Genomic DNA, 25,402 nt, shown 5'->3' with positions numbered 1-25,402 from the left:
GCTCAGCGATAAACCGGGAAGTCAGCGCACAGGGCCGAAACCTGCTGGGCGACGTTGGCCTCGACATCGGCATCGCCGAGGTTGTCGAGGATGTCGCAGATCCAGCCGGCCAGCGTCACGCACTGGGTCACCTTGAAGCCGCGAGTGGTCACCGCCGGGGTGCCGATGCGCAGGCCGGAGGTCACGAACGGCGACTGCGGGTCGTTCGGTACGGCGTTCTTGTTGACGGTGATGTGAGCGCGACCGAGGGCGGCGTCGGCGTCCTTACCGGTGAGGCCCTGACGAATCAGGCTGACCAGGAACAGGTGGTTGTCGGTGCCGCCGGACACTACATCGTAGCCACGTTTGATAAATACGCTCGCCATCGCCTGGGCGTTGTCGATCACTTGTTGCTGATAGGCCTTGAAGCCAGGCTCCAGTGCTTCCTTGAAGCACACGGCCTTGCCGGCGATGACGTGCATCAGCGGGCCGCCCTGGGCGCCGGGGAATACCGCGGCGTTGAGCTTCTTCTCGATTTCTTCGTTGGACTTGGCCAGGATCAGGCCGCCACGCGGACCGCGCAGGGTCTTGTGGGTGGTGGTGGTGACCACGTCGGCATACGGCAGCGGGTTCGGGTACAGACCGGCAGCCACCAGACCGGCGACGTGGGCCATGTCGACGAACAGCAGCGCACCGACCTTGTCGGCGATCTGACGGAAGCGCGGGAAGTCGAGGGTTTTCGAGTAGGCCGAGAAACCGGCGACGATCATCTTCGGCTTGCACTCGACAGCCAGACGCTCGACTTCGTCGTAATCGATCAGGCCAGTCTTGGTGTCGATGCCGTACTGCACGGCGTTGTACAGCTTGCCCGAGGACGACACCTTGGCGCCGTGGGTCAGGTGACCACCGTGGGCCAGGCTCATGCCGAGAATGGTGTCGCCCGCTTGCAACAGGGCCAGGTACACGGCGCTGTTGGCCGAAGAACCGGAGTGCGGCTGGACGTTGGCGTAATCGGCGCCGAACAGTTGCTTGGCGCGTTCGATGGCCAGGGCTTCAACCTTGTCGACGTGCTCGCAGCCACCGTAGTAGCGCTTGCCCGGATAGCCTTCGGCGTATTTGTTGGTCAGGCCGCTGCCTTGCGCTTCCATCACGCGTTTGCTGGTGTAGTTCTCCGACGCGATCAGCTCGATGTGATCTTCCTGACGTTGCTCCTCGGCATTCATCGCCGCCAGCAGTGCATCGTCGTAACCCTGGATCTGGTCTTGCTTGCTGAACATCGCGTCTCTCCCAGCGGCATCTGTGCGCCATTCGTCTCGGTAAGGCACGGCGTTCAGCCAATGCCCTTTGATGCGATGGTATGGCCGGCGCAGGGAGGTCAAATGCCTACGGACGCCACGCAAAGGTGCGTTTACGACATGACGGGGACGACGGACTCAAACAAGCAGCTGGCGCAAGGCCAGAAGAACCACGAAATGCGCGGAATAGAGCGCATACGCCCAGCGCCGCATGGGTGGCGCGTGGAGGCAAGTGGCGTGTCGCAACAGGAACATTCCGAGCAGTGGCGCGATCAGGCAGGTCGCAATCCCGAGGATTGCGACAATGTTGCCGAACTGCGCGGATTCGTAGAGCACCCGCCACTGATTCGCCGCCAGACACACCAGCCCCGGCAGCAGGCTGAAAAACCAGGGTTTGCGAAACACCAGCAACATCGCCAGCGGCAGCAGGACGCCGAACAGACCGAACATCAGTCGCTCCGGGAACAGCGCGGCGACCAGCAAAGCACTGACACCCAGCAGTCGCGAAATCAGCGTTGGGTCCTGCCAGCCCCGCGCCACCAGCAAGCCCAGCGCCAGCGTGGGCATCACGTTCAAGGTGTCGGGCTCGGGAATGTACAAACGATAGGGAATCTCGCTGAGCAGGCTGAACAGTAACAACCAGCCCAGATAGCGCCATTCGGTCTTGCGCGCGCCGTCCCGTGCCAGATTCGCCGCCATCGCCAGGCAGAACCACGGGAACGCCAGCCGCCCCGGCACATACAGCCAATCGGCGCCGATCCCGACATATCGCAGGTGATCGAGCAGCATGCTCAGCAGCGCCAGCCACTTGAGCAGATCGAGTGCGCCGTCGCGCTGGCTCAGGTGCATAATCGGCTCGCATCCTTGTAAAGTTCTGACAGCGACATCCCGTGTGCTCCCCGGATGATCTTCGGTACAGTGCGCACCATCATTGACCCCACGAAGCGCCACAAGCGCCTCGATCACGGAAGCCGGCCATGACCGACAAGAGCCAACAATTCGCCAGCGACAACTACTCCGGTATCTGCCCTGAAGCCTGGGCTGCCATGGAACAGGCCAACCACGGCCACCAGCGCGCCTATGGCGACGATGAGTGGACAGCACGCGCCGCCGATTATTTCCGCAAGCTGTTCGAGACCGACTGCGAAGTGTTCTTCGCGTTCAACGGCACCGCCGCCAACTCCCTCGCGCTGTCGTCGCTGTGCCAGAGTTACCACAGCGTGATCTGCTCGGAAACCGCCCACGTCGAAACCGACGAATGCGGCGCGCCGGAATTCTTCTCCAACGGTTCGAAACTACTGATTGCCGGCACCGAAAACGGCAAGATCACCCCGGCCTCGATCCGCGAAGTCGCGCTCAAGCGCCAGGACATTCACTACCCGAAACCGCGCGTCGTGACCCTGACCCAGGCCACCGAAGTCGGCAGCGTCTACACCCCGGAAGAAGTCCGCGCCATCAGCGACACCTGCAAGGAGCTGGGCCTGAACCTGCACATGGACGGCGCGCGTTTCTCCAACGCCTGCGCATTCCTCGGCTGCTCGCCCGCGGACCTGACCTGGAAGGCCGGCGTCGACGTGCTGTGCTTCGGCGGCACGAAGAACGGCATGGCGGTGGGTGAGGCGATCCTGTTCTTCAACCACAAACTGGCCGAAGACTTCGATTACCGCTGCAAACAGGCCGGGCAACTGGCCTCGAAAATGCGCTTCCTGTCGGCGCCGTGGGTCGGCATCCTGGAAAACGACGCCTGGCTCAAATACGCCCGCCACGCCAACCACTGCGCGCAACTGCTGGCCGAACTGGTCAGCGACATCCCGGGCGTGGAGCTGATGTTCCCGGTCCAGGCCAACGGCGTGTTCCTGCAACTCTCGGAGCCGGCCATCGCCGCCCTGACCGCGCGCGGCTGGCGCTTCTACACCTTCATCGGCAAGGGCGGCGCCCGCTTCATGTGCTCGTGGGACACCGAAGAAGAACGCGTCCGCGAACTGGCACGCGACATCCGCGAAGTCATGTCGGCCTGATCGCCTCCCCGTGGCGCGGGAGCCTGCTCCCCCGCCACCGCTCCTCCCCCTCCCGTTTCAGCTCCATCGTCTACATTGTCTGTCGAGCCATCGCTCACATAACAATAAGCAGGAGCTTGCGCATGTCGCTAAAAGGCAAAACCTTGTTCATCACCGGCGCCAGCCGTGGCATCGGGCGCGAGATTGCGCTGCGGGCTGCAAAAGACGGGGCCAATATCGTGATCGCGGCCAAGAGCGCCGAGCCGCACGCCAAGTTGCCCGGCACCATCCACAGCGTCGCCGCTGAAGTCGAAGCGGCCGGCGGCAAGGCCCTGGCGCTGCAGCTGGATGTGCGTGATGAAGACGCGGTGCGTCAGGCGCTGGCCCAGGCCAATGAACATTTTGGCGGGATCGATACGCTGGTGAACAACGCCGGGGCGATCAAGTTGACCGGTGTGCAGCACATAGAACTCAAGCGTTTCGACCTGATGCATCAGATCAACACCCGCGCGGTGTTGCTGTGCAGCCAGGCGGCGCTGCCCTATCTGAAGAAATCCTCCGGGCACATTCTCAACCTGTCACCGCCGCTGAATCTGGCCAGTAAATGGTTCGCGCAGTACAGCCCCTACACCGTGACCAAGTACGGCATGAGCATGCTGACTGTCGGGATGAGCGAGGAGTTCGCCAACTATGGGATCAGCGTCAATTCGCTGTGGCCGCAGACCATGATCGCCACGGCGGCGATTGAGTTTCAGTTGGGCAATCGTGAGTCGTTCAAACATGCGAGGACGCCGGCGATCATGGCGGATGCGGCGCATGTGATTCTAAGTAGCAGCGAGCGGCGGATTACCGGGCGGTTGTTGATTGATGAGGAGATCTTGCGGGAGAGCGGCGTGACCGAGTTTGATCATTACCGCTTTGAGCCGGGGAGTGATGCGAAGTTGATGACGGATTTGTTCGTCGATTGAACGACCAACCTGTAGGACCGAGCCTGTTCGCTCCCACAGGTTTCATGCCGGCATCAGTACTCGATACGAACATCCCCCTTCGGCACGCTGCAGCAAGAAAGGATGTACCCCTCCGCCTCGTCGTCCTCGGTGATCCCGCCGTTGTGATCCATCTCCACTTCGCCGCCCAGCTTGAGCACCTTGCACGTCCCGCAGATCCCCATGCCGCAGGCTTTCGGGATCATCAGGCCGACCTTCGCGGCCGCCGCATGCACGGTCTCGCCCGGGGCAACGCGGATGCTCTTGTCCGATGAGGTGAATTCCACCAGGTGCAGATCCGCCGCCGGCACTTCCGGTGCTTCCGCTGCCTGTTCCGCCTGCTCCACCGCATCGGCGCGGGCTTCCGGTGGCGTGGCGCCGAAGGATTCCTCGTGATAGCGCTTCATGTCGTAGCCGGCGTTTTCCAGCAGGCGCTTGACCGCGGTCATGTACGGCGTCGGGCCGCAGCAGAAGACTTCGCGCTCGAGGAAGTCCGGCACCATCAGTTCCAGCATCTTGTGGTTGAGGTAGCCGCGATAGCCGGCCCACGGCTCGCCCAAGCCGTGCTTCTCGCAGATCAGGTGCAGGCTGAAGTTGTCGATCCGCGACGCCATGTGTTCCAGCTCGCGGTGATAAATGATGTCTTTCGGCGAGCGGGCGCTGTGGATGAACGTCATGTCGACGTTGCCGTTGGTGTCGTAGAACCAGCGCGCCATGGACATGCACGGCGTGATGCCGACGCCACCGCTCAGGTACAGCACTTTCGGGCTCGGGAAATCGATGGCGTTGAACAGCCCGACCGGCCCGTGCACCGCCAGCTCCTGGCCTTCATGCAGGGTGTCGTGCAGCCAGTTGGACACCTTGCCCCCCGGCACCCGCTTGATGGTCACCGAAAAGCTGTACGGCACCGACGGCGAGCTGGAGATGGTGTACGAGCGCATGATCGGCTGGCCTTCGATTTCCAGCTCCAGGGTCACGAATTGCCCGGGCTTGAAGAAGAACAGGATCGGCTGGTCGGCCATGAAGCAGAAGGTGCGCACATCCCAGGTTTCCTGGATGACTTTGACGCAACGGACGATGTGTCGGCCATTGGCCCAGGTCTGGGTGGTGACCGGATTCAGGAAGCTGTTCGACATGCTGTTCTCCACGGCCGACTGTCGGCCTTCATGTGGCGATTCTGCGTATAGCGCGAACGCCCCGTTTACCTATCCGCGACATTGACATACTTATCGCGACCAGCCCCCAACCACCGGGGGTTGCGCGTCGGGAACAGATTGCACCATGTCGCCCATGGATAAGGTTCTCGCCTGCGCCGGCCCCACACTCGCCCCAACACAAACAGATTCTTTACACCTTGCGTAGCACCCCTTAGCCGCACACCCGATCAGCCACTTTCGCGGCCACGCAGATGGCCTTGAGGATTACATCGATGGACACCGCAAAAATCAGCCTGGGCGACCCGCTGGAACCCGCACGCAAGGCCACCGCACAAATGCTGCAGGAGCGCGAGCGCACCTATTCCCTGCCGCAACCGTTCTACAGTGACGAGCGGCTGTTCGATATCGACATGCAGGAGATCTTCCAGAAGGAGTGGTTGATCGCCGGCATGACCTGCGAAATCCCGGCCAAGGGCAACTACATCACCCTGCAGATCGGCAAGAACCCGATCATCGTGATTCGCGGTGCCGAAGGCGTGGTGCACGCATTCCACAACGTCTGCCGCCACCGTGGCTCGCGCCTGTGCACCAGCGACAAGGGCAAAGTCGCCAAACTGGTCTGCCACTACCACCAGTGGACGTATGAGCTGGACGGGCGCCTGCTGTTCGCCGGCACCGAGATGGGCGCCGACTTCGACATGAAGCAGTACGGCCTCAAACCGGTGAACGTGAAGACCGCCGGCGGCTACATCTTCATCAGCCTGGCGGAGAATCCGCCGGCCATCGATGACTTCCTGTCGACCCTGAACCACTACATGGAACCGTACGACATGGAGAACACCAAGGTGGCGATTACCACCACCTTGATGGAAAAGGCCAACTGGAAACTGGTGCTGGAAAACAACCGCGAGTGCTACCACTGCGGCGGCTCGCACCCTGAGTTGCTGAAAACCCTACTGGAATGGGACGACGTCACCGACCCGCGCGCCGATCAGGCGTTCAAGGACCACGTCGCCGCCTCCGCCGCTGCCTGGGAAGCCGAGAAGATCCCTTACGCCCACGCCAGTTTCGGCCTGCGCAACCGCATCGTGCGCATGCCGCTGCTCAAAGGCACCGTGTCGATGACCATGGACGGCAAACAGGGCTGCGCCAAGCTGATGGGCCGGATCAAGAACCCGGACCTGGGCTCGATGCGCATCCTGCACTTGCCGCACTCGTGGAACCACTGCATGGGCGACCACATCATCGTGTTCACCGTGTGGCCGATCAGCGCCCAGGAAACCATGGTCACCACCAAGTGGCTGGTGCACAAGGATGCGGTCGAAGGCGTGGACTACGACGTCGAGCGCATGCGCCAGGTGTGGGACGCGACCAACGATCAGGACCGTCGTCTGGCTGAAGAAAACCAGCGCGGGATCAACTCCACCGCTTACCAGCCGGGCCCTTACTCCAAGACCTATGAGTTCGGCGTGGTCAACTTCGTGGATTGGTACAGCGAGCGGATGCTGAGCAACCTCGGGGCCGAGCCTGCTCCGTACCTCAAGGGTGTTCCGGTTCAGGGCTGATTCGCATCATTGATCGTTCCCGCGTCCTGCGCGGGAACGATCAAACGGATCACTTCGATGACCACCTCACCGATCCATCCTCGCCAATAAACTCCTCGAAAATCTCCTCCCCCACCAACCTGATCTTCGCGTACCCGTTCAAAACCCTTAGCGGATAGTCCGGATCGTTCGCATCCTTCGTCTCCGAAAACAGCACCCGCGAATGTCCGTTCAGCTCGCTGGTGGTGCCGTAGGGAATCGCTCCGTGGCCGGCACAACGCGCATGCAGCCCGCCCTGGGTCGCGTAGACGATGCCGTTGTGCAGATGCCCCCAATACCAGTAATCCGGCTCACGCCCCAGCGCATCGCACACCGGTTGATACAGCGCGGTCTTGTTGTGCCCGGTGATGTCGAAGCCCTGATGGTGGCTGAGCACCATGAGTTTCTTGCGTTTCGGCAGGCCCTTCATCCACTCGATCTGCGGCTTGTTCAGCGTTCCGTCCATGTACAGGTTCATGACGTCCGAGGCGTACGCCGTGTCCAGCCCGACAATCAGCCAGTCGTCGTTGATCAGGGCGAAGTAGCTGGTGCCCTGCTGCCCCGGAAAACGCGCGGCCAGTTCCTTGAAGTAACCGTGGGCGCCGCTGTACATCTCGTGGTTGGAATTGAGGGTGAACGAGCCGTGGGTGCCCATCGGCCAGCCCGCCATGTCGGTGTCTTCCTGGGAATGGGTGCCGGCGTAATAGACATCCCCCAGGTGAATAGTGAAATCGGCATTGGCCAGTTGCATCTGGTTGGCCACCGATACCGCCGGCGCGTGGCTGTTGAACGGCCCGGTGCCCCAGTCGCCGGCAATCGCCAGCGTCACTTCGCGCTCCATTTTCACCAGCGCCGGATCGGTGCCGAAGGTTGCGTGATGGCGCAGGTTTTCGATCCACTTGAGCAGTGCCTCGCTCCACAGCAGATCCAGCAGCTCCCATTTGCGACAGCCCAGCAGCGTGCCGTCCTTGAGTACCTTGGTTTGCAGTTGATCGGGCGATTGCGGCAGCGGCGTCGCGTTGCCGATGCGCAAGATCGACAGGCCGTGGGACAACTCCCACGGCACCGCCGGCTCGTCGTCCGGCAGCTCGCCGTGCTTGAGCACGTATTGCGCCTGATCGTGACCGCGCTGGAGCAACTTGATGATGGCTTGAAACTCCTGCGGCTCCAGCTCGCTGATGAGCTTCATCCAGGCCATTTCGATGCGCGTGAACAAGCCGTGCAGGCGTACCTTGACCTTGTCGTATTCGTGCTTCAGATGTCCGACCGCTGACATGACGTAATCCTCTATCCGTAAGGGTTCACAGGGTTTTCATGAATTCGATCAGCGCACGCTTGTCGTCGTCCGACAGCGTCGTGCCGTACAGGTGACCGCTGTTGTGGTTGCCTTCCAGGCGCGTGTCGTAGGTGAAATCCGCCGAAGCTTTGGCCTGGGCGCCACTGGTCACGAAGCCGACGTTGACCGGGTCGTAGACATCGGAGCCGGTGATGAACACCTGCGGACGTTTTTCCGGCGGTTGCAGCAAGTCCCACAACGTCGGCACCGAGCCGTTGTGCAGGTACGGCGCACGCAGCCAGATGCCGTCGGTGGGCGTGTTGCTGTAGCTCTGGGTCTTGCGATAGGCGCCGAAATCGAACGGCGGTTTCTTGAAGGTGTGAAACGCCGCCACCAGCCCGGTGGTGAACGAGTTCAGCCGGTGCGGATCGGTGCCGAGCTGGTCGATGTTGGTGGTGACCTGCCCGGTATCGACGCGACCGAAATCGTGACAACCGGCGCAGTTAGCCTCCCACACCGGTTTGCCCTGGGCGACTTTTGCCTGATCCAGTGCCCACGGCCACGCCGGCGCCTTGTGCCCGAGCAGCCAGTTGGTCACCCGGTTGAAACTCGGCGGCAGCACCGATTCCGGCGTCGCGCCCACGGCCATCGCAGCGGCGTAGTTGCGCTCGTGGATCTTGTTGTTATTGCCGTCCCAGTGCAGGTACATCGATTCCCGGGGTTTCTGGTTCCACACTTGCGGCAGGTCGACGGTGCCAATGGTCGAGTCATCCGGGAAGCCGAACACCACCATTTTCGTCGGGTTGAAGGTGTCGGTGCGCCCCGGCCCCTGTTGCGGGCGCAGTTTCTGCCAAGCGTAGGCCTGCTTCTGTTTGAGCAGCGCGGTCTTGGCCATCGGGATGATCAGGTAACGGTTGTAGATCTTCTCGAAGAAGCCGAGCTGGAACTTGCTGTTGATCGCCGCCATCACCGCGTCGGTGGTGAATTTCGGATCGCTGGCGCAATCGTAGGCAAACCACTGGAAAGCCTGCAGTTGCAGGGTATTGGCCGGTGCGCTCGGCACATTCACCGCGACGTCGCTGGCATTGGCCCGGTAGGAACCGGTGTGGCACAGCGCGCAGTTCGGCTCGACGGTCGGGTAACCGATCTGTCGCTTGGCCATGCCGATCGGCAGGTCCTTACCGTTCTCGAACAGGAACCCGAAGACTTCCCAGCCGCCGGGTTTCGGCAGTTTTTCCGGGCACATCTGCGGCAATACCGAGAACAGGTAATACGGAATCCGCGCTTCGATACCGAGGCCGATGGCGGCGTATTTGTAGTGGTCTTCGTCGGAGGCGTAATCCTGCTCCGGCACCACGCGCAGCATCTGATACCAGGTCTGGTAACCGATGAACGCCAGTAGCGCCACAACAACCAGCGTGCCGACCTTGAACGCGTGACTCTGCCACTGCCGCGCCCACGCGGCGCGCCATTCGCGCCAGCCGTCACAGAGTAGGGCCAAGGGTCGGTTTTCAGGCGTGGTACCGAGGTACAGCAGGATGCCTAGGATCAGGAAAAAACTCAGGTCGCCCATCAACATCGGCACGAACACCGAGCCCTGGCTGCTGGTGTTGATCAGGTAGATCCAGAACGCCACGGCGATCAACCGCGTCAGCACGCACAGCCAGGAATGCACCACGTAGCGCGGCGCGTTGAAGCCCGACGGCATGTAGAACACGCTGATGCCCACCAGCAGCATCCCGGCGTTTTCCAGCCACGGGTCGGAGAGTTGCGGCGGCAGGCCGACCACCGATGTCAGCAACCCCGGCGCAAACAGCGCCGGAATCGCGAACACCATGTTCATCGCAATGCCGAGCCAGATGAAGCGTTGAAACCAGCGGATGTAGCTGTCCATGTCATCCATTTCCTTGTGCAAACCCGAGAGATGTATTGCCTGACCTACCGCCTTCGCGAGCAAGCCCGCTCCCACATTGGACTGGGGTGTCTGCTGACTTTGTGTCTGGCACAAAACCCTGTGGGAGCGGGCTTGCCCGCGAAGCGGACGACTCGGTCTGAGATCAACCGAGGGCCGTTTTCTCCAGATGCTCAAGGATGATCGGATACACATCGACCACCGCGTTCTTGCCGAACATGCAATCGATGTGGCCGTAACCCGGCACCACATGCCGGCTGTAGCGTTCCGGCCCGTGCTGCTCGCAAACCCGCTGATAAGTCTTGAGCGTGCTTTCCGGCAGATAACACTGGTTGTCGGCGCCGCTGATAAAACAGATCGGCATGGTCAGCCGATCAAAGTGCGGCATGTAGACGTCGTGCCCTTTGAAATCCACCAGATGCCCTTTGCGCACGATCAGCGCCAGGTGCTCGAAGGTCTCGATGTTCGACTCGCCGAACAGCTCGTGCAGGTTGTCGTGCAGGGTTTCGTTGAGGGTGTCGTGGCGATACAGCGAGGCGTACATGAAGGTGATGCGGTGGCACACCGGGTTGGTGCAATAGCCCTGGGCTTCGATCCGCGCGTAGCCGTTGAGCGCCTTGTCGTAGAGCCGGTTGAACCAGTTCTCCTTGCTGTCGGCGTAGGCGGTCATGGATTTGATGCCGATCGCGTCAAGCATTCCCGGCAAGTGCAGACCGGCCTTCAACCCCGTTGCCGTCGCGACCACCGTGTCGGCGGCAATCTGCGAGCAGACCACCGAACGCACGCCCTGCAAACCGGCGAGCAGCGACATGAAGAAGGTCGTGGCGCCGTAGCAATGCACCACGCACTGCACGTCCCTGGCTTGGGTTTCCTGCTGGATCTGTGCGATGGCGGCCTTGAAGTCGTACTGGGCGATCTGGTCGCCGTTCCATTCCTTCTTGCTCGCTGGCAGCAGGATGCTCACCCGGAAATCCAGCAGCCACACGTCGTAATCGTGCTTGCAGAGAAACTCCAGCAGGTTGGTCTGGATCGTATCGGTGGAAAAGATGTTCGAGCCCACACCCAGACCATGTACCAGCATCACCGGCCCTTTGCTGCCGGCCTGATAACGGGTCAGGCGCAACTGCACGCCGTCTTCGGTGGAGAAGAAATGCACGGCAGGCGTCGGCGCATCCAGTGGCCGTTTCAGCCGTGGCGGCGCGTCGGGATTGAAGTATTTGTCACCGGCAAACACCCCGCCATAACTCTCCCAGAGAATCCCGGCGAAGAACTTGCCGAACCGCGCCAGCCCTTCGATGCGCTCACGCTCGTTGCGCGCATTGAGGACTTTCATGGTGGTCATCTGCTTGGCGAAATCGGTCGGTTTGATGTGCATCACCCCGGAGCCGATCACTTCGCCGGTCTTGTCCGGCCCGCGATACAGCGTGACGTAGAGGGTGCTGGTGTCGTGCCAGATATTCAGCACGCCGTTATCTTCCGGCACGGTCTTGAAGGCGCTGAAGAAATAGTCGTTGCCGTCCTCGGCGGTCAGTTTCATGTCGTATTTCATGTGGCGCGTATCGACCTGCTGCTCGAACTGCTCGAACAGGTTGAACACACCGTTGCTGGCGGTCAGCGGCTCCGGCGACAGCGCCGGGGCGATCACCGTGCCGACGATGGTCGCAGCGTGTTCGGGCTCCTTGATCATCCGGTTGAGGTCATTCGCGGTGATGGTCAGGGTGAAGTCGATCGGCGAGTTGTCCGCCTCGCCGCGTTTGGCTGCCGCCTCGTAAACCTTCAGGTCGGTGCTTTGCGCGGCGGTGAAGGCGCGAGAGAAGTAGCCCTTCATGGTTTCGGTGAACTGCACGCCGAGGGTCGGCGGCGCGGTCTGTTTGCGCGGGGCCGACGGCAACATGTAGTCGATCGTCCAGCCACGATCGGCGGCCAGCAGGCCCATGTTGCGCTCGCTCACGGCGGAGATGGTCAGCAGCGGGTTGACCGCCAGTGACGTCGGGATCACCGCGCCGTCGGTCACGTACAGGTTGGCGTAGACATCGGTGCCACTGGCACCGCTGAACACCTGGCCCTTGTGGTTGACCACGCCTTGCGCGGCGTCTTCGCCCATCACGCAACCGCCCAGCGGATGCACCGAGACGATGCTGTGCTTGAGCAGCTTGGTCCAGATCGGATTCTCGACCCAGATCCCGCCCAGGGCTTTGGTGCTCTGGTACAGGCGTTCGTTGCCGATCTTGAAGTTTTCCTGCTCGCCGACGCCCGGCCAGTCGATGCGCAGCTGATCCTTGCTGTCGAGGACCATGCGTCCCTGACCGCTGTCGTGGCTCATGATCAGGTAGGTCTGCATGTTGTGCAGCGCGCCGTGATACGGGCCGCGCAGGAAGCTTTCGGCTTCACGCTCCTTGTACTTCACTTTGCCGCTGAAGCTGTCGTCGGTGGGCTTGCCGATCATCTCGGCGAACCCGGCCATCGCCGGCACCATCGGCCGGCCGAGCGCGCCGGGGATCGAACCTTCCTCGATGACCATGCGACTGCTGCGGTCACCCTCGGTGCGCATGTCGATGATCGAAGTGATGCAGGGGCCGACCGGTTGCATTTCCTTGGCCGAATGCGCGCCGAAACCGATGCCGTTGATGGTCTGCTCGCAGTTGTGGCCGAAGCCGAGGATGTCGCCGTTGCCGCTCATGTTCTCGCCGAGCTGCCCGGACATCACCAGGCCCTTGTCCCGCGAGCGCAGCAGAATTTCGGTGGAACCGAGGGTGCCGGCAGAAACCACCACGATGTCAGCCTTCACGAACAGCGTCGGCGCGTCGAATTTCTCGCGACCGCTGTCCAGATACTGGAAGTGCACGATCCAGCCATTGCCGTCGCGCTCCAGATGCCGCACCTGGGCCTGACAGAAAATCTCCGCGCCGTGGTTGGTGGCGTCCGGCAGGTAGTTCATCAGCGTGGTGTTCTTGGCCTTGTTGTTACAGCCCGATACGCAGTCGCCGCAGTGGTTGCACGGCAGTTGCTCGACGCCGACGTGATTGAGGTTGTTGGGCAGTTTGTCGAAGGTCACGTTGATCGGCGGCTTGTAGAAATGCGCGCCTTGCTTGAGGAAGTCTGCGGATTTTTTGTTGGCATCAAGCTTAGGCAGGTTCGGCGAGGTGCTCGGGTAGGGATTGGGTTTGAGCATCTCCCGGGCTTTTTCGTAACCCGCCTTGAGCAGGCCATCGTTATCCTCGCGCACCGCCAACGGCCAGCGTGGATCCTTGAACACATCGGCTGTCGGTTCCAGCGAGACGTTGGCATTGATCAGCGACGTGCCGCCGAGGCCGCAACCGACCACCACGTTCTGCTGCGCGTTGACATGCAGATCGAACAACCCGGTACGCGAGCCGATGTGGCCGTCCGGATCGTGTACCTGCAATTCCTCGGTCGCGGCGATCATGGTGTTGGGGTATTCGCCGGGCTGGATCTCCCGACCGCGTTCCAGCAGGCAGACCTTCTTACCGGCCCGGGACAGGCGCGACGCGGCAATGCCGCCGCCGTACCCGGAGCCGATGACGATCACGTCGTAGTGTTCTTTTATTTCGCTGATGGGCGTTGCGATCCGTGTCATGAGGGGGTTCCTCTCTCAGGCAGATGGGGCAACTCTGCGGTTGCCTGCAATCGATGGGCGAACGGGCACCTGGCCTCCGGGAAATCCCGACGGCAGTACAACGGTTTAGGCAGGAATCAAGCGCTACAGGCGGGCGTGCTGATTGGCGGCACGACGCAACGTGCGCTTTCGCGGCGAAGGTGCCGGCAGCGCGCGGAGCGTGCAGGGACTGAGGGGTAAGCGGTGTGGCTGGGTATCCATCACGCGTTCTCCCTGAACCAGATGTGGATAAGTGACGGCTGTCCTTGTGCCATTGCAGTGAAGACAGGCACCGGATCGAAGTCAAGGCAGCCTCTTAGAACTGTATGAAATCTGATCAATTGCCTTTTGGACTAAGCCCGCCGGGGGTTGCAGGGTTTGGCGAACAAGTTATCCACATAGACACCCACAGCTAATGGGGACAACTGTGGATGACCTGGAAAAATAATCGGGATTTTGCGAAGAAAAACTGTGACTTATTCAGAAGCAGGGTTTCCATTAGCGATTGATTGTTTTTTGATCAAGCCGCTACACGGCACGGAATACGTGGCTTGCAGAGGATGGCGAACACCTTATCCACAGAAGCGCCAACAGAGTTCGGGGGTAACTTGGCGGGCGCTGTGGAAAAACGCTGGAGGCGTTGATAAATGGGGGTTTGCGTGGGGATTAGCGGGTTAAAAGGCTGAATTGAGCGTTTTTTGATCAGATCTTTGTAAGCCACGGTTTATATGGCTCTTAGCGGATAGCGAACATCTTATCCACAGAAGCGCCAACAGAGATTGGGGGCAAGTCCGGGAATTGTTCTGGGGAAAAACTCAGAAAAAACCGCAAGTTAGGCTGGTTGTTTTTTGATCTGGGGGCTGGAGGGCTTGATTGGCGTGGGATTCAGGGAGGGGCGAACACGTTATCCACAGATCCGCCAACAGGGATTGTGGGTAAACCGCCCTCTCCCGAAGGGAGAGGGTCAACAAGTTTCAGCGGACAACACCTTCTTCGATCAACAACTTCAAAATCGCTTCAGCACCGGCCTGCGCCGTCACGCCCTTGAGCACTTGCCCCCCGCCCCCACTGGCCTTGGCCGTAGCCGCCTTCATCCGGTCAGCCCCGCTCTTGGCCTTGATCACCTTCAAGCGTTTCGGCCGAGGCTTGGCCGGTTGCAGGGTCGCCACCGCAAGCAGTTCGTCATCCACCACTTCCACGTCTTTAGCCTGAAGAGCTCCACGCCGCGCAGGTCCGTAAGCACTTTGCCGAGGCTTGGGCGCAGCGTTATCCACAGTTGCCAGAAACGGCAGGCGCACCTTCAGCCGGCGGCGCTGCCCACGGGGCAACGCTTGCAGCACCAGCGCAGAACCGTCGTTGATCGATTCGACCTGCGCCAGCCCCACCACCAGCGGCCAGCCCAGCCCTTCGGCCAGCAGAAACGGCAACATCCCCGAGCCCTCGCCGGTTTCCGCCTGGCTGCCGGTCAACACGACCTGTGCGCCAGCATCACGCAGATACTCGGTCAACGCCGGCAACGCGTCGGCACCGGCCGGTTGTTCCAGCACATGCATCTGCGCAAGCCCCATGCCCAGATAGGCGCGCAGCGCCGGTTCCGCGATGTCGCCGGCATGCAGCACTTGCAGGTTATCCCCCGCCAGTTGCAGGCCGAGTTCCACCGCGCGGGCGTCCTGATCGGCGCGGCGCGGGCGGCCGGAGGTCGGGTGGGCGCCGATTGAAACCAGACTGATGATCTTTGTGCTCATAACCGTTCCTTAAGCCGCATCGCGCTTGGCTTCGTTGCGGTAAGCCTCTACCGCCGCGATCAAGGCCTGAAGAATTTCCGCGCTTTCGCCGATCACCGACAGGTCGGCACGCTTGATCATGTCGCAACCCGGATCGAGGTTGATCGCCACCACCTTGTCGCAGGCACCGATGCCTTGCAGGTGCTGGATCGCCCCGGAAATCCCCACGGCCACGTAAACCCGCGCGGTGACCCAGGTGCCGGACGCGCCGACCTGACGGTCGCGGGCCATGAAGCCATCGTCCACCGCCACCCGCGAAGCGCCTTCGGTGGCGCCGAGGGCGGCGGCGGTCCTGTGGAAAAGATCCCAGTCCTTGACCCCGTTGCCGCCGGAGAAGATGAACTCGGCTTCGGCCATCGGAATCGCCGCCGGATCCACCGCCACCGCACCCAGATCCTCGATCCGCGACAGGCTGCGCGCGACAGGTGTGGATAACTCCACCGGCAGCGCTTCGTGACGGGTTTCGCTGACCGGTTCCGCGCATTCGGCGGACGCCAGAATCAAACGCGCCACCGGGCGGGCAAGATCCTGCAACCCGGCACCGGCGCGGCCGATGCACTCCTGATCCTTGACCTGCCACACCCGTGTCGCCGGGCGCTCGCCCAGTGCGGCGGCAAAGCGTCGACCGAGTTCGCCGCCACCGCTGCGGCTGTCCGGCAGGAGCCAGTGACGCGGGTTGAACTGGTTATCCACAGCCCGCAAGCCCTGGATCCGTTGCTCCGGTGCATAACCGCTGAATTCTTCGCCTTCCAGCACCAGCAAGCGGTCAACGCCTGCGGTGGCGAAAGCGTTTTCCTTGTGCTCGCCGAACACCACCGCCAGCACCGCACCTTCGCTGCCGGCCAGTTGATGAGCCAGGCCGAGCAAGTCGCGGTCGTGGCTGCTCAAGCGGCCACCGACCATGTCCGGCACCACGCTGATGTAGAACGCCGGGGCCGGCACCTGATGCAGCGGCAATTGCACTTCGACCGCGGCCGAACGTTTGACCGCCCCGCCCTGCTGGGCACCGCTGCGGTCGATGCGCTTGATGCCGTTCGGCCCGATGAAGCCGATGCCGTGCAGGTTCTTGCGGATGATCCCGTTAGGGCCCATCCAGCTGTGTTGCGCCGGTTGCATGGCCGCGTGCAGCGGGTGCAGGCGGTTGCGTGCGATCCATTCGGCGCGGGGGTCGCGGCGGATAATGTCGCTCATCAGTGGGCCTCCGCAGGTTCACGTTTGGCCGGGGTGGCAGGCTTGTTCGGCGCGGCGTCTTCGAGCAGCGCGTCGGCCACCAGTTCGGCGATGTCCTTGATCAGCGGACGCGGTTCGACCACGCCTTCGAGCATCGCCGTGCACTGTGGACAACCGACGGCCACCAGTTCGGCACCGGTCTCGCGGATGTCCTCCATGCGCATGTCGGGGATCCGCTGCTTGCCCGGAATGTCGGTGATCGGCGCCCCGCCACCGCCGCCGCAGCAGCGTGAACGGAAGCCGGAACGTTGCATTTCCTTGATCTCGATGCCGAGGGCGCGCAGCACTTCGCGCGGCGCCTCGTACTCGCCGTTGTAGCGACCGAGGTAGCAAGGATCGTGATAGGTCACGCTGTTGCCTTTGTGCTGACCGAGGTTCAGCGCGCCGGCCTGGATGATTTCCGCCAGGTAAGTGCTGTGGTGCTGCACGAGGTAGTTGCCGTCGAAGGCGCCGTACTCGTTTTTCAACACGTGGAAGCTGTGCGGATCGCAGGTGACGATGCGGTTGAAGCTGTATTTGGCCAGGGTCTGGATGTTGCGTTTGGCGAGCAACTGGAAAGTCGCTTCGTCACCCAGACGTCGGGCCACGTCGCCGCTGTCGCGTTCTTCCAGACCGAGCACCGCGAAGTCGACCTTGGCCGCTTTCAGCACTTTGACAAACGCACGCAGAGTGCGCTGGTTACGCATGTCGAAGGCACCGTCGCCGACCCAGAACAGCACGTCGGTGGACTTCTTCTCGCTGAGCAGATTGAGGTTCAGGTCCGCCGCCCAGTTCATCCGGCCGCCCGGAGCAAAACCGCCAGGGTTGTCGGTAGCAATCAGGTTTTCCAGGACTTCGGCACCCTTGTTCGGGGTCGCGCCTTTTTCCAGGGTCAGATGGCGGCGCATGTCGACGATGGCATCGACGTGCTCGATCATCATCGGGCATTCCTCGACGCAGGCGCGGCAGGTGGTGCACGACCACAGGGTTTCGGCATCGACCAGACCGTTGACGATCGGTTGATGTGGATTGCCGCTGTGTTCGCCCACCGGTTTGCCCGGATACGGACTGCCGGCGAACTTGGCATCGGTGCCGCCGGCGAGGCCGACGACCATGTCCTGAATCAGCTTTTTCGGATTTAGCGGCTGGCCGGCGGCGAACGCCGGGCACGCCGCTTCGCACTTGCCGCACTGCACGCAGGCGTCGAAACCGAGCAACTGGTTCCAGGTGAAATCCTTGGGTTTCTCCACGCCCAGTGGCGCGGTTGGATCGTTCAGGTCCAGCGGTTTCAAACCGGTGGAACGACCACCACCAAAACGTTCGGCGCGACGGTGCCAGGCCAGGTGCAACGCACCGGCGAAGGCGTGTTTCATCGGCCCGCCCCAGGTCATGCCGAAGAACAGTTCCGACACGCCCCACAACACACCGATGCCGAGAATCGCTGCCAGCACCCAGCCGCCGAAGTTCTCCGGCAGGATCCCGGCCACCGGCAAGGTCACCAGGAAGAACGAGGCCGAGAACGCCAGCAGGCTTTTCGGCAGGCGCATCCACGGGCCTTTCGACAGCCGCGACGGCGGGTTGAGCCGACGCCGATAAACGAAGATCGCCCCGACGAACATCACCGCCGTCATCAGCAGCAACGCGTAGCCGAGGATCCGGTTATGCAGGCCGAAACCGTGCACCAGAATCGCCAGCACGATCGACGCCACCGCACCGCCCGCCGTGGCGACGTGGGTGTTGGCGATGTATTTGTCCCGCGCCACCACGTGGTGCAGATCGACCATGTAACGCTTGGGCATGGCGAACAGGCCGCCGATCAGATCGACCTTCGAGGCCCGGCCCCGGCGCCACATGGCCACCCGCCGCAACGCCCCCAGCACCGCGAGGGCCAGGGCTGCGAACAACAGGATTGGAAGAAGGGTGTTCAACATGGTGAAGCTCCCACCAGTACAGCCTGGAGAAACACGTGACGATCGTTCCCACGCTCTGCGTGGGAATGCCTCAATGGACGCTCTGCGTCCGCTTTGGGACGCGGAGCGTCCCGGGCTGCATTCCCACGCAGAGCGTGGGAACGATCAGTCCATCAGCGTTTAGAAGTCTTTGCACAACCGCAGGGCGTCGTAGATGGCGGCGTGGGTATTACGCTGCGCCACGCAGTCACCGATGCGGAACAGCAGATAACCGTCGCCGGTGCTGCTCAGCGAAGGTTGCGGCTGGATCGCGAACAGCGCCTCGACGTCGATCTGGCCCTTGTTGCGCGAGCCGTCCTTGAGGGCGTAGTAGATTTCCTCGTCCGGGCGCACGCCGTTCTCGACGACCACCTGATCCACTACCCGCTCCTCTTTGGCGCCGGTGTATTCGTTCTCCAGCACGGCGACGAGCTTGTCGCCTTCGCGGTAGACCTTCTCCAGCATCATGTCGCCGGTCATGATCACTTCTTTCGGGTACATGCTGCGGTAGTAGGTCGGGAACGACGTACCGCCGATGGCCACGCCCGGCTTGATGTCGTCGGTGACGATCTCGACCTGGCTGCCCTTGTCGGCGAGGAAGTCGGCCACCGACATCCCGGTGAACTCGCAGATGGTGTCGTAGACCAGCACGTTCTTGCCCGGCGCGACCTTGCCGTCGAGCACGTCCCAGCTGCTGACGACCAGCCCTTCAGCGGCGCCCCAGTGTTCGTTCTGCTCCAGGTACGGGTGGCCGCCGACCGCCAGCACCACGATGTCCGGACGCAGGTCCATGATGGTGTCGGCGTCCGCCGCAGTGCCCAGGCGCAGATCGACTTTCAGGCGTGCCAGCTCCAGCTGGAACCAGCGAGTGATACCGGCAATCTGGTCACGCTGCGGCGCTTTCGATGCGGTGGTGATCTGCCCGCCGATGAACTCCTTCTTCTCAAACAGGGTCACGTCGTGGCCACGTTCGGCTGCCACACGGGCCGCTTCCATCCCCGCCGGGCCGGCACCGACGATCACCACCTTGCGTTTCGGCCCGGTGGATTTCTCGATGATGTGCGGCACGCCCATGTATTCACGGGAGGTCGCGGCGTTCTGGATGCACAGCACGTCCAGACCCTGGTACTGGCGGTCGATGCAGTAGTTGGCGCCGACGCACTGTTTGATCTGGTCGATCTGGCCCATCTTGATCTTGGCGATCAGGTGCGGGTCGGCGATGTGGGCGCGGGTCATGCCGACCATGTCGACGTAACCGCCCTCCAGAATCCGCGTGGCCTGGTTGGGGTCCTTGATGTTCTGCGCGTGCAACACCGGAACCTTGACCACTTCCTTGATCCCGGCCGCCAGGTGCAGGAACGGCTCCGGCGGATAACTCATGTTCGGAATCACGTTGGCCAGGGTGTTGTGGGTGTCGCAACCCGAGCCGACGACGCCGATGAAATCGAGCATGCCGGTGTCGTCGTAATACTTGGCGATCTGCTTCATGTCTTCGTGGGACAGACCGTCCGGGTGGAACTCGTCGCCGCAGATGCGCATGCCGACACAGAAGTCGTCACCGACTTCGGCGCGCACGGCTTTCAGCACTTCCAGACCGAACTTCATCCGGCCTTCAAAGGTGCCGCCCCATTCGTCGGTCCGCTTGTTGACGCGCGGGCTCCAGAACTGGTCGATCATGTGCTGGTGCACGGCTGACAGTTCGACGCCGTCCAGGCCGCCGGCCTTGGCGCGGCGCGCGGCTTGCGCGTAGTTGCCGATCACCCGCCAGATTTCTTCCGGCTCAATCGTTTTGCAAGTGGCACGGTGCACCGGTTCACGGATGCCCGACGGCGACATCAGGGTCGGCCAGTGGAAACCGTCCCAACGCGAGCGACGGCCCATGTGGGTAATCTGGATCATGATCTTGGCGCCATGCTTGTGCATGGCGTCGGCGAGATTCTGGAAGTGCGGGATGATCCGGTCGGTGGACAGGTTCACCGAACTCCACCATTGCTGCGGGCTGTCGATCGCCACCACGGACGAACCGCCACAGATCGCCAGGCCGATGCCGCCCTTGGCTTTCTCTTCGTAATATTTGACGTACCGTTCGGTGGTCATGCCGCCGTCGGTCGCGTAGACCTCGGCGTGCGCGGTGCTGAGCACGCGGTTGCGGATGGTCAGTTTGCCAATTTGAATTGGCTGAAACATTGCTTCGAAAGCCATGGCGGGTTCCTCGACTTACAACGGCTTGACGGTGAACAGGCCGTCGTCGTGGCCTTCTTCGGAGCCACCGTAAACCTGCTCGGCCACGGTGCGGATCTTGCTGCCGCGAGCGGCAAGGATCTGGTCCATTGCACCGGCAAACCAGCCGGTGAACATGTAGTCGACCTTGCGCCCGACCTTGCCGTAGACGTAGACGAACGCCGAGTGTTCGAGCTTGACGCTGCAGGTGCCTTTATCGAGGTCGATGTCCTGGATCTTGAACAGGCCCCAGCCGCGCTGCGACAGGCGCTTCATGTAGTGCTCGAACACCGCGACGCCTTCCAGACCGTGGCACTCGGCTTCTTTTTCACACCAGTGCCAGGCGGATTTGTAGCCGGCCTTGTAGAGGATCTCGGCATAGGCGTCAGCGCCCAGTACTTCCTCGATGCCCATGTGGTTGTTGACGAAGAAATGCCGTGGCACATACAGCATCGGCAGGGCGTCGGAGGTCCAGACACCGGTCTCGCTGTCGACTTCGATTGGCAATTGCGGGGCGATCTTGGCCATGGAAACTTAACTCCAGAAAAATTTTGGTGTTGCCCCCGACGCGGACGGCCGGGGGAAAGTATTCGGGAAGCGGCGGCTTACTCGCCCCAGACGTCCTTGAGGACGTTGACCCAGTTTTCGCCCATGATCTTGCGCACGACTCGTTCGGAGTGGCCGCGCTTGAGCAGGGTTTCGGTCAGGTTCGGGAACTCGCCGACGGTGCGGATGCCCAGCGGGTTGATGATCTTGCCGAAGTTGGTCAGACGGCGGGCGTAGCCCTTGTCGTGGGTCAGGTATTCGAAGAAGTCCTGGCCGTGACCCTGGGTGAAGTCGGTGCCGATGCCGATGGCGTCTTCGCCGACCAGGTTCATGGTGTATTCGATGGCTTCGGCGTAGTCGTCGATGGTCGAATCGATACCCTTGGCCAGGAACGGCGCGAACATGGTCACGCCGACGAAACCGCCGTGGTCGGCGATGAATTTCAGCTCTTCATCGGATTTGTTGCGCGGGTGCTCTTTCAGCCCCGACGGCAGGCAGTGGGAATAGCAGACCGGTTTTTTCGATTCGAGGATGACTTCCTCGGAAGTCTTGGAGCCGACGTGGGACAGGTCGCACATGACGCCGACACGGTTCATTTCGGCGACGATTTCGCGACCGAAGCCCGACAGGCCGCCGTCACGTTCGTAGCAACCGGTGCCCACCAGGTTCTGGGTGTTGTAGCACATCTGCACGATGCCGACGCCGAGCTGCTTGAACACCTCGACGTAGCCGATCTGGTCTTCAAACGCATGGGCGTTCTGGAAGCCGAAGAGGATGCCGGTCTTGCCCTGCTCCTTGGCCTTGCGGATATCGGCGGTGGTGCGGACGGGGATCACCAGGTCGCTGTTTTCGCGAATCAGTTTCTGGCTGGCAGCGATGTTGTTGACCGTGGCCTGAAAGCCTTCCCACACCGACACGGTGCAGTTGGCCGCCGTTAGACCGCCCTTGCGCATGTCTTCGAACAGCTCGCGGTTCCATTTGGCAATGATCAGACCGTCGATAACGATGCTGTCGGCGTGTAATTCGGCTGGGCTCATCAGGCGTCCCCTTATTGGCGATTCATGCGCCGAATCGTCTGCCGGCGCTTTGGGGCCAGCATATGCCTCGGTGCGCGACCAGCCGGGTGCAAAAACGACAGGGGAATTGCCGAAAGCGTCAATCCGCGACAAAGGGTCGCCAACCGGTCCGACCGGCCACCTGTTCAAGCCCGCGAGCTTGAGCCAGAATCTGCCGCATCCCGGAAACACCACTGGATTAGAGCGGCGACATCAATGAAATCGATCTTCCTGGCCCTGGCCCTGATTGCGACCGGCGTACACGCCGCCGAAGAGTCCGACAACAACCCGTGCGACGCGGTGGAAAACGACATCCAGACCCTGGAATGCTCGACCTACAGCCGCACCACCGCCGAGGACCTGCTCAAGGACAACTACGCCAGCCTGAACGAGCGCATGCAGACGGCCTACGGCAAGAACCCGGCGCAACTGGCCGACATCACCGCCAAACTCAAGGCCGCCCAGCAACAATGGCTGAAAACCCGCGACGCCGACTGCGCCGTCGAAGCCTTCCCGGCGACGGACGGCAGCAAGGCGTTCAAGATTGCGCAGAACGACTGCGTGGCGCGGATGAGTGACGAGCGGTCGGAGTTTTTGGAGTCGATCGGACAGGAGTGAGGGCTTGAGCTGTAAGCTGCACCTCTTCAGCCAATCAAGGGATTCACATGAACATCTGCGGTATCGAAATCAAAGGCAGTGAAGCGATCATCGCCGTGGCGTCCCTCGACGGTTCGGTGCTGAGCCATGTCGCTCTGAACACCAAGAAAATCGCGCTGGACGATGACGACGAGGCAGCCAACGTGAAGCTGTTCGCGGCTCAGGTGGCGTCGTTCGTGCGCGAGAACTCGATTGATCGCATCGCGATCAAGAAGCGCAGCAAGAAGGGCGAGTTTGCCGGTGGGCCGACCACGTTCAAGATCGAGGGCGTGTTTCAGTTGCTGGACGGTTGCGAGGTGACGCTGCTGTCGCCGCAGACGATCAATGCCCAGGCCAAGAAGCACAATTTCGAGCTGCCGGGGACGCTGAACAAGTATCAGCATGAAGCCTACAAGGCAGCGTGCTCGGCATTGATGAAGAAGTAACTAGCCCTTTTTACGCGCGCTCAGCCAGTCACCGAAGGATTTGTCTTCCAGCGCATAGCCCCCACGGCTCGACTTCCACACCAGCTCCTTGTCACGCAGGGCATCGATGCAGGCCTGAATGGTCTGGGTGCCCGGCACCACGTCGCTGCCCAGGTTTTCCAGTGCCTTGCTGACCGCGATGAGCGTGCTGTCGGTGAACGGTGCAAAAGGCTCGTTGTTCTGTGAGCGCTCCACCATCACTTCCAGCACGGCGCGCTGAGGGATGGTCAGAGCGTTCCAGGCGCTCTCGAACTCGGTCCACACGCCTGCGCGCAACAATTCGGCACGGCTTTGCAGCAACTGCCCCAGATTGCTGGCCTCGCCCAGTTCCAGCGCGACTTCGCCGATGATGGTGCGCAACATTTCCGGGCGCCGCCCCACCAACTCAAAGGCGTCGTCGATATCGGCCGCACTGAACTGGTTGGTCTCGGCCAGATGGGCGTTGAGGTGCAAGGTATACGCCTGGGTGAACTCTTTTCCCAGCAATGGAAAGGGCGTGATGCTCGAGCCGAAGAACGGTTGGCTCTTGCCCAGCACCAGGTGCGCGAGTTTGTCGCGATTGGAACCGGTGAACACCAGATGCAAACCGCTGCCCTCGCCTTCACGACCCTGGTTGAGCTGATCCCGCGCTGCCTTAAGGGCAAACATCGCGTTGATCCCCGCGGCGGTGGTGAGCGCGTGCTGGGCCTCATCGATCACCAGCACTACGGATTTTCCAGCGGCACTGTGGAGCAGTTCCAGCGCTTGCGTCAGGGTCGCGCCCGCCGGCAGTTGCGGCTTGGTGAAATCCCAGGACAAGGTGCGCAGAAAGCTGAGTTTTTCGATGCCGATATTCTTCGCCAGTTTGCGGATGCCCTTTTCAAAGGGGACCAACGCGCCTGCAATGGCACTGGCGATCAAGTCAGCAGGGTCTTTTTCCTTGTCGGCCCACAGGTCGACGTAGACCGTCAGCCAGCCTCGGGACTGGCATTCCGGGATCAGATCCTCGCGCAGAAAGGTACTTTTGCCGGTGCGACGCGGCGCTGCCAGAAAAAGGCCGGAGGTGAAATCCTGCAGGCCTGCACCCACCAGACCATCGGCAACGCTGCGGGCCAGAGCGGGGCGGCGGAAGACGAAGCCGTTGTTTCGGGACATGGTTTTACACTCAATTATTCAAACGACTGTAATTTATACCTCAAAGTATAATTAACTATAATCGTCCGTCAAACGGCCTCCCGTCGCCGATCCTCTCGCGGACACCGGGCAAACTTCGCCCGGTAGCTTCGGGTGAAATACGACGGTGATTCAAACCCGCAGGCGATGCTGACTTCGAGCACGCTCATGTCGGTCTGGCGCAACAGCTGCCGGGCCTTTTCCAGTCTCAAGCGCAGATAGAAATTGCTCGGCGTGTCGTTCAGGTGCAGGCGAAACAGGCGCTCCAGTTGCCGCCGCGTCACCTTGATCGACTCCGCCAGTTCCAGGGTGGTCAGCGGCGGTTCGCTGTGCTGCTCCATCTCGCCGATCACATGCACCAGCTTCTTGTTACTGATGCCGTAACGCGTGGCGACTTCCATGCGCTGGTGGTCCTTGCGCGGACGAATCCGCCCCAATACAAACTGCTCGCTGACCTGGATCGCCAGTTGCGGGCCGTGGGCCTGGGCGATCAGGTCGAGCATCAGGTCAATCGATGCGGTGCCGCCGGCAGACGTGATGCGTCGGCGGTCGATCTCGAACAGCT

At 61.8% G+C, this 25,402-nt stretch carries 19 protein-coding genes; 5 read left to right on the top strand and 14 right to left on the bottom strand.

Going from position 1 to position 25,402, the window contains the following annotated elements:
• Positions 1–2 precede the first annotated feature (2 nt).
• Both glyA and K5E37_RS13535 read right to left on the bottom strand, forming a co-directional pair.
• Positions 3–1,256 carry a serine hydroxymethyltransferase gene (glyA, locus tag K5E37_RS13540; RefSeq protein ID WP_007959804.1) on the bottom strand — a complete coding sequence of 418 codons (1,254 nt, stop codon included), beginning with the start codon at positions 1,254–1,256 and terminating at the stop codon, positions 3–5.
• Between the two features lie 156 nt (positions 1,257–1,412).
• Positions 1,413–2,123 carry a TraX family protein gene (locus tag K5E37_RS13535; protein WP_221534085.1) on the bottom strand — a complete coding sequence of 237 codons (711 nt, stop codon included), beginning with the start codon at positions 2,121–2,123 and terminating at the stop codon, positions 1,413–1,415.
• A 128-nt stretch (positions 2,124–2,251) separates the two neighbouring features.
• Here K5E37_RS13535 and K5E37_RS13530 point away from each other — a divergent pair, with 128 nt between their 5' ends.
• Positions 2,252–3,292 carry a low specificity L-threonine aldolase gene (locus K5E37_RS13530; protein WP_085608919.1) on the top strand — a complete coding sequence of 347 codons (1,041 nt, stop codon included), beginning with the start codon at positions 2,252–2,254 and terminating at the stop codon, positions 3,290–3,292.
• Between the two features lie 122 nt (positions 3,293–3,414).
• The gene (locus tag K5E37_RS13525) at positions 3,415–4,239 is read left to right on the top strand and encodes an NAD(P)-dependent oxidoreductase (RefSeq protein ID WP_221534083.1); all 825 of its coding nucleotides are present in this window, start codon (positions 3,415–3,417) and stop codon (positions 4,237–4,239) included.
• A 53-nt stretch (positions 4,240–4,292) separates the two neighbouring features.
• On the opposite strand, the gene gbcB is transcribed toward K5E37_RS13525, so the two are convergent.
• Complete coding sequence (gene gbcB / locus K5E37_RS13520) at positions 4,293–5,393, bottom strand: glycine-betaine demethylase subunit GbcB (protein ID WP_007959796.1); 1,101 nt, start codon at positions 5,391–5,393, stop codon at positions 4,293–4,295.
• Between the two features lie 293 nt (positions 5,394–5,686).
• On the opposite strand from gbcB, the gene gbcA reads away from it, so the two are divergent.
• Positions 5,687–6,979: a glycine-betaine demethylase subunit GbcA gene (gene gbcA / locus K5E37_RS13515; protein WP_127800304.1), complete on the top strand. Its 1,293-nt coding sequence runs from the start codon at positions 5,687–5,689 to the stop codon at positions 6,977–6,979.
• A gap of 49 nt (positions 6,980–7,028) precedes the next feature.
• On the opposite strand, the gene K5E37_RS13510 is transcribed toward gbcA, so the two are convergent.
• The 9 genes from K5E37_RS13510 to K5E37_RS13470 all read right to left on the bottom strand — a co-directional run bounded on the left by K5E37_RS13510 (position 7,029) and on the right by K5E37_RS13470 (position 22,546).
• Positions 7,029–8,273, bottom strand: coding sequence for a metallophosphoesterase (locus K5E37_RS13510; protein WP_085608916.1), 1,245 nt, complete (start codon positions 8,271–8,273; stop codon positions 7,029–7,031).
• Positions 8,274–8,298: 25 nt separating this feature from the next.
• Positions 8,299–10,167 (bottom strand): hypothetical protein, encoded by a 1,869-nt coding sequence (locus K5E37_RS13505; protein ID WP_221534081.1) that lies wholly within the window; start codon positions 10,165–10,167, stop codon positions 8,299–8,301.
• 163 nt (positions 10,168–10,330) lie between these two features.
• Positions 10,331–13,783, bottom strand: a complete 3,453-nt coding sequence (locus tag K5E37_RS13500; protein ID WP_221534079.1) for a GMC family oxidoreductase N-terminal domain-containing protein — start codon at positions 13,781–13,783, stop codon at positions 10,331–10,333.
• A 992-nt stretch (positions 13,784–14,775) separates the two neighbouring features.
• Positions 14,776–15,546, bottom strand: a complete 771-nt coding sequence (locus K5E37_RS13495) for an electron transfer flavoprotein subunit beta (protein WP_064380237.1) — start codon at positions 15,544–15,546, stop codon at positions 14,776–14,778.
• Positions 15,547–15,555: 9 nt separating this feature from the next.
• Positions 15,556–16,776 carry an electron transfer flavoprotein subunit alpha/FixB family protein gene (locus tag K5E37_RS13490; protein ID WP_221534078.1) on the bottom strand — a complete coding sequence of 407 codons (1,221 nt, stop codon included), beginning with the start codon at positions 16,774–16,776 and terminating at the stop codon, positions 15,556–15,558.
• The gene (dgcB, locus tag K5E37_RS13485; protein WP_074692124.1) at positions 16,776–18,725 is read right to left on the bottom strand and encodes a dimethylglycine demethylation protein DgcB; all 1,950 of its coding nucleotides are present in this window, start codon (positions 18,723–18,725) and stop codon (positions 16,776–16,778) included. The genes K5E37_RS13490 and dgcB overlap by 1 nt, the downstream gene beginning before the upstream one ends.
• 159 nt (positions 18,726–18,884) lie before the next feature.
• Positions 18,885–20,945, bottom strand: coding sequence for a dimethylglycine demethylation protein DgcA (gene dgcA, locus K5E37_RS13480; protein ID WP_011336289.1), 2,061 nt, complete (start codon positions 20,943–20,945; stop codon positions 18,885–18,887).
• A gap of 15 nt (positions 20,946–20,960) precedes the next feature.
• Positions 20,961–21,491 carry a DUF5943 domain-containing protein gene (locus tag K5E37_RS13475; RefSeq protein ID WP_007959778.1) on the bottom strand — a complete coding sequence of 177 codons (531 nt, stop codon included), beginning with the start codon at positions 21,489–21,491 and terminating at the stop codon, positions 20,961–20,963.
• A gap of 77 nt (positions 21,492–21,568) precedes the next feature.
• Complete coding sequence (locus K5E37_RS13470) at positions 21,569–22,546, bottom strand: dipeptidase (protein WP_039768004.1); 978 nt, start codon at positions 22,544–22,546, stop codon at positions 21,569–21,571.
• A 234-nt stretch (positions 22,547–22,780) separates the two neighbouring features.
• Between K5E37_RS13470 and K5E37_RS13465 the strand changes: the two genes are divergently transcribed.
• Entirely contained in the window at positions 22,781–23,182 is a 402-nt protein-coding gene (locus K5E37_RS13465; RefSeq protein WP_039768003.1) for a lysozyme inhibitor LprI family protein, read from the top strand.
• A 47-nt stretch (positions 23,183–23,229) separates the two neighbouring features.
• Positions 23,230–23,646: a DUF3010 family protein gene (locus tag K5E37_RS13460; RefSeq protein ID WP_221534077.1), complete on the top strand. Its 417-nt coding sequence runs from the start codon at positions 23,230–23,232 to the stop codon at positions 23,644–23,646.
• Here K5E37_RS13460 and K5E37_RS13455 read toward each other — a convergent pair whose 3' ends face one another.
• Entirely contained in the window at positions 23,647–24,819 is a 1,173-nt protein-coding gene (locus tag K5E37_RS13455) for an ATP-binding protein (RefSeq protein WP_221534076.1), read from the bottom strand.
• A gap of 68 nt (positions 24,820–24,887) precedes the next feature.
• A partial coding sequence (locus K5E37_RS13450; RefSeq protein WP_221534075.1) for a GlxA family transcriptional regulator occupies positions 24,888–25,402 on the bottom strand: 515 nt, incomplete at its 5' end.

It is taken from the genome of Pseudomonas sp. RIT778, assembly GCF_019718735.1.
In the GTDB taxonomy this organism is placed as follows: domain Bacteria; phylum Pseudomonadota; class Gammaproteobacteria; order Pseudomonadales; family Pseudomonadaceae; genus Aquipseudomonas; species Aquipseudomonas aphyarum.
This window is presented reverse-complemented; position numbering and strand designations above follow the sequence as displayed.

Excerpts from the sequence above, each read along its gene's own strand:
- K5E37_RS13510 (WP_085608916.1), bottom strand. The coding sequence starts at position 8,273 with ATGTCAGCGGTCGGACATCTGAAGCACGAATACGACAAGGTCAAGGTA.
- K5E37_RS13465 (WP_039768003.1), top strand. The coding sequence starts at position 22,781 with ATGAAATCGATCTTCCTGGCCCTGGCCCTGATTGCGACCGGCGTACAC.
- K5E37_RS13470 (WP_039768004.1), bottom strand. The coding sequence starts at position 22,546 with ATGAGCCCAGCCGAATTACACGCCGACAGCATCGTTATCGACGGTCTG.
- gbcB (WP_007959796.1), bottom strand. The coding sequence starts at position 5,393 with ATGTCGAACAGCTTCCTGAATCCGGTCACCACCCAGACCTGGGCCAAT.
- K5E37_RS13535 (WP_221534085.1), bottom strand. The coding sequence starts at position 2,123 with ATGCACCTGAGCCAGCGCGACGGCGCACTCGATCTGCTCAAGTGGCTG.
- dgcB (WP_074692124.1), bottom strand. The coding sequence starts at position 18,725 with ATGTTGAACACCCTTCTTCCAATCCTGTTGTTCGCAGCCCTGGCCCTC.
- glyA (WP_007959804.1), bottom strand. The coding sequence starts at position 1,256 with ATGTTCAGCAAGCAAGACCAGATCCAGGGTTACGACGATGCACTGCTG.
- K5E37_RS13525 (WP_221534083.1), top strand. The coding sequence starts at position 3,415 with ATGTCGCTAAAAGGCAAAACCTTGTTCATCACCGGCGCCAGCCGTGGC.
- K5E37_RS13505 (WP_221534081.1), bottom strand. The coding sequence starts at position 10,167 with ATGGACAGCTACATCCGCTGGTTTCAACGCTTCATCTGGCTCGGCATT.
- K5E37_RS13455 (WP_221534076.1), bottom strand. The coding sequence starts at position 24,819 with ATGTCCCGAAACAACGGCTTCGTCTTCCGCCGCCCCGCTCTGGCCCGC.
- K5E37_RS13490 (WP_221534078.1), bottom strand. The coding sequence starts at position 16,776 with ATGAGCGACATTATCCGCCGCGACCCCCGCGCCGAATGGATCGCACGC.
- dgcA (WP_011336289.1), bottom strand. The coding sequence starts at position 20,945 with ATGGCTTTCGAAGCAATGTTTCAGCCAATTCAAATTGGCAAACTGACC.
- K5E37_RS13475 (WP_007959778.1), bottom strand. The coding sequence starts at position 21,491 with ATGGCCAAGATCGCCCCGCAATTGCCAATCGAAGTCGACAGCGAGACC.
- K5E37_RS13460 (WP_221534077.1), top strand. The coding sequence starts at position 23,230 with ATGAACATCTGCGGTATCGAAATCAAAGGCAGTGAAGCGATCATCGCC.
- K5E37_RS13530 (WP_085608919.1), top strand. The coding sequence starts at position 2,252 with ATGACCGACAAGAGCCAACAATTCGCCAGCGACAACTACTCCGGTATC.
- gbcA (WP_127800304.1), top strand. The coding sequence starts at position 5,687 with ATGGACACCGCAAAAATCAGCCTGGGCGACCCGCTGGAACCCGCACGC.
- K5E37_RS13500 (WP_221534079.1), bottom strand. The coding sequence starts at position 13,783 with ATGACACGGATCGCAACGCCCATCAGCGAAATAAAAGAACACTACGAC.
- K5E37_RS13495 (WP_064380237.1), bottom strand. The coding sequence starts at position 15,546 with ATGAGCACAAAGATCATCAGTCTGGTTTCAATCGGCGCCCACCCGACC.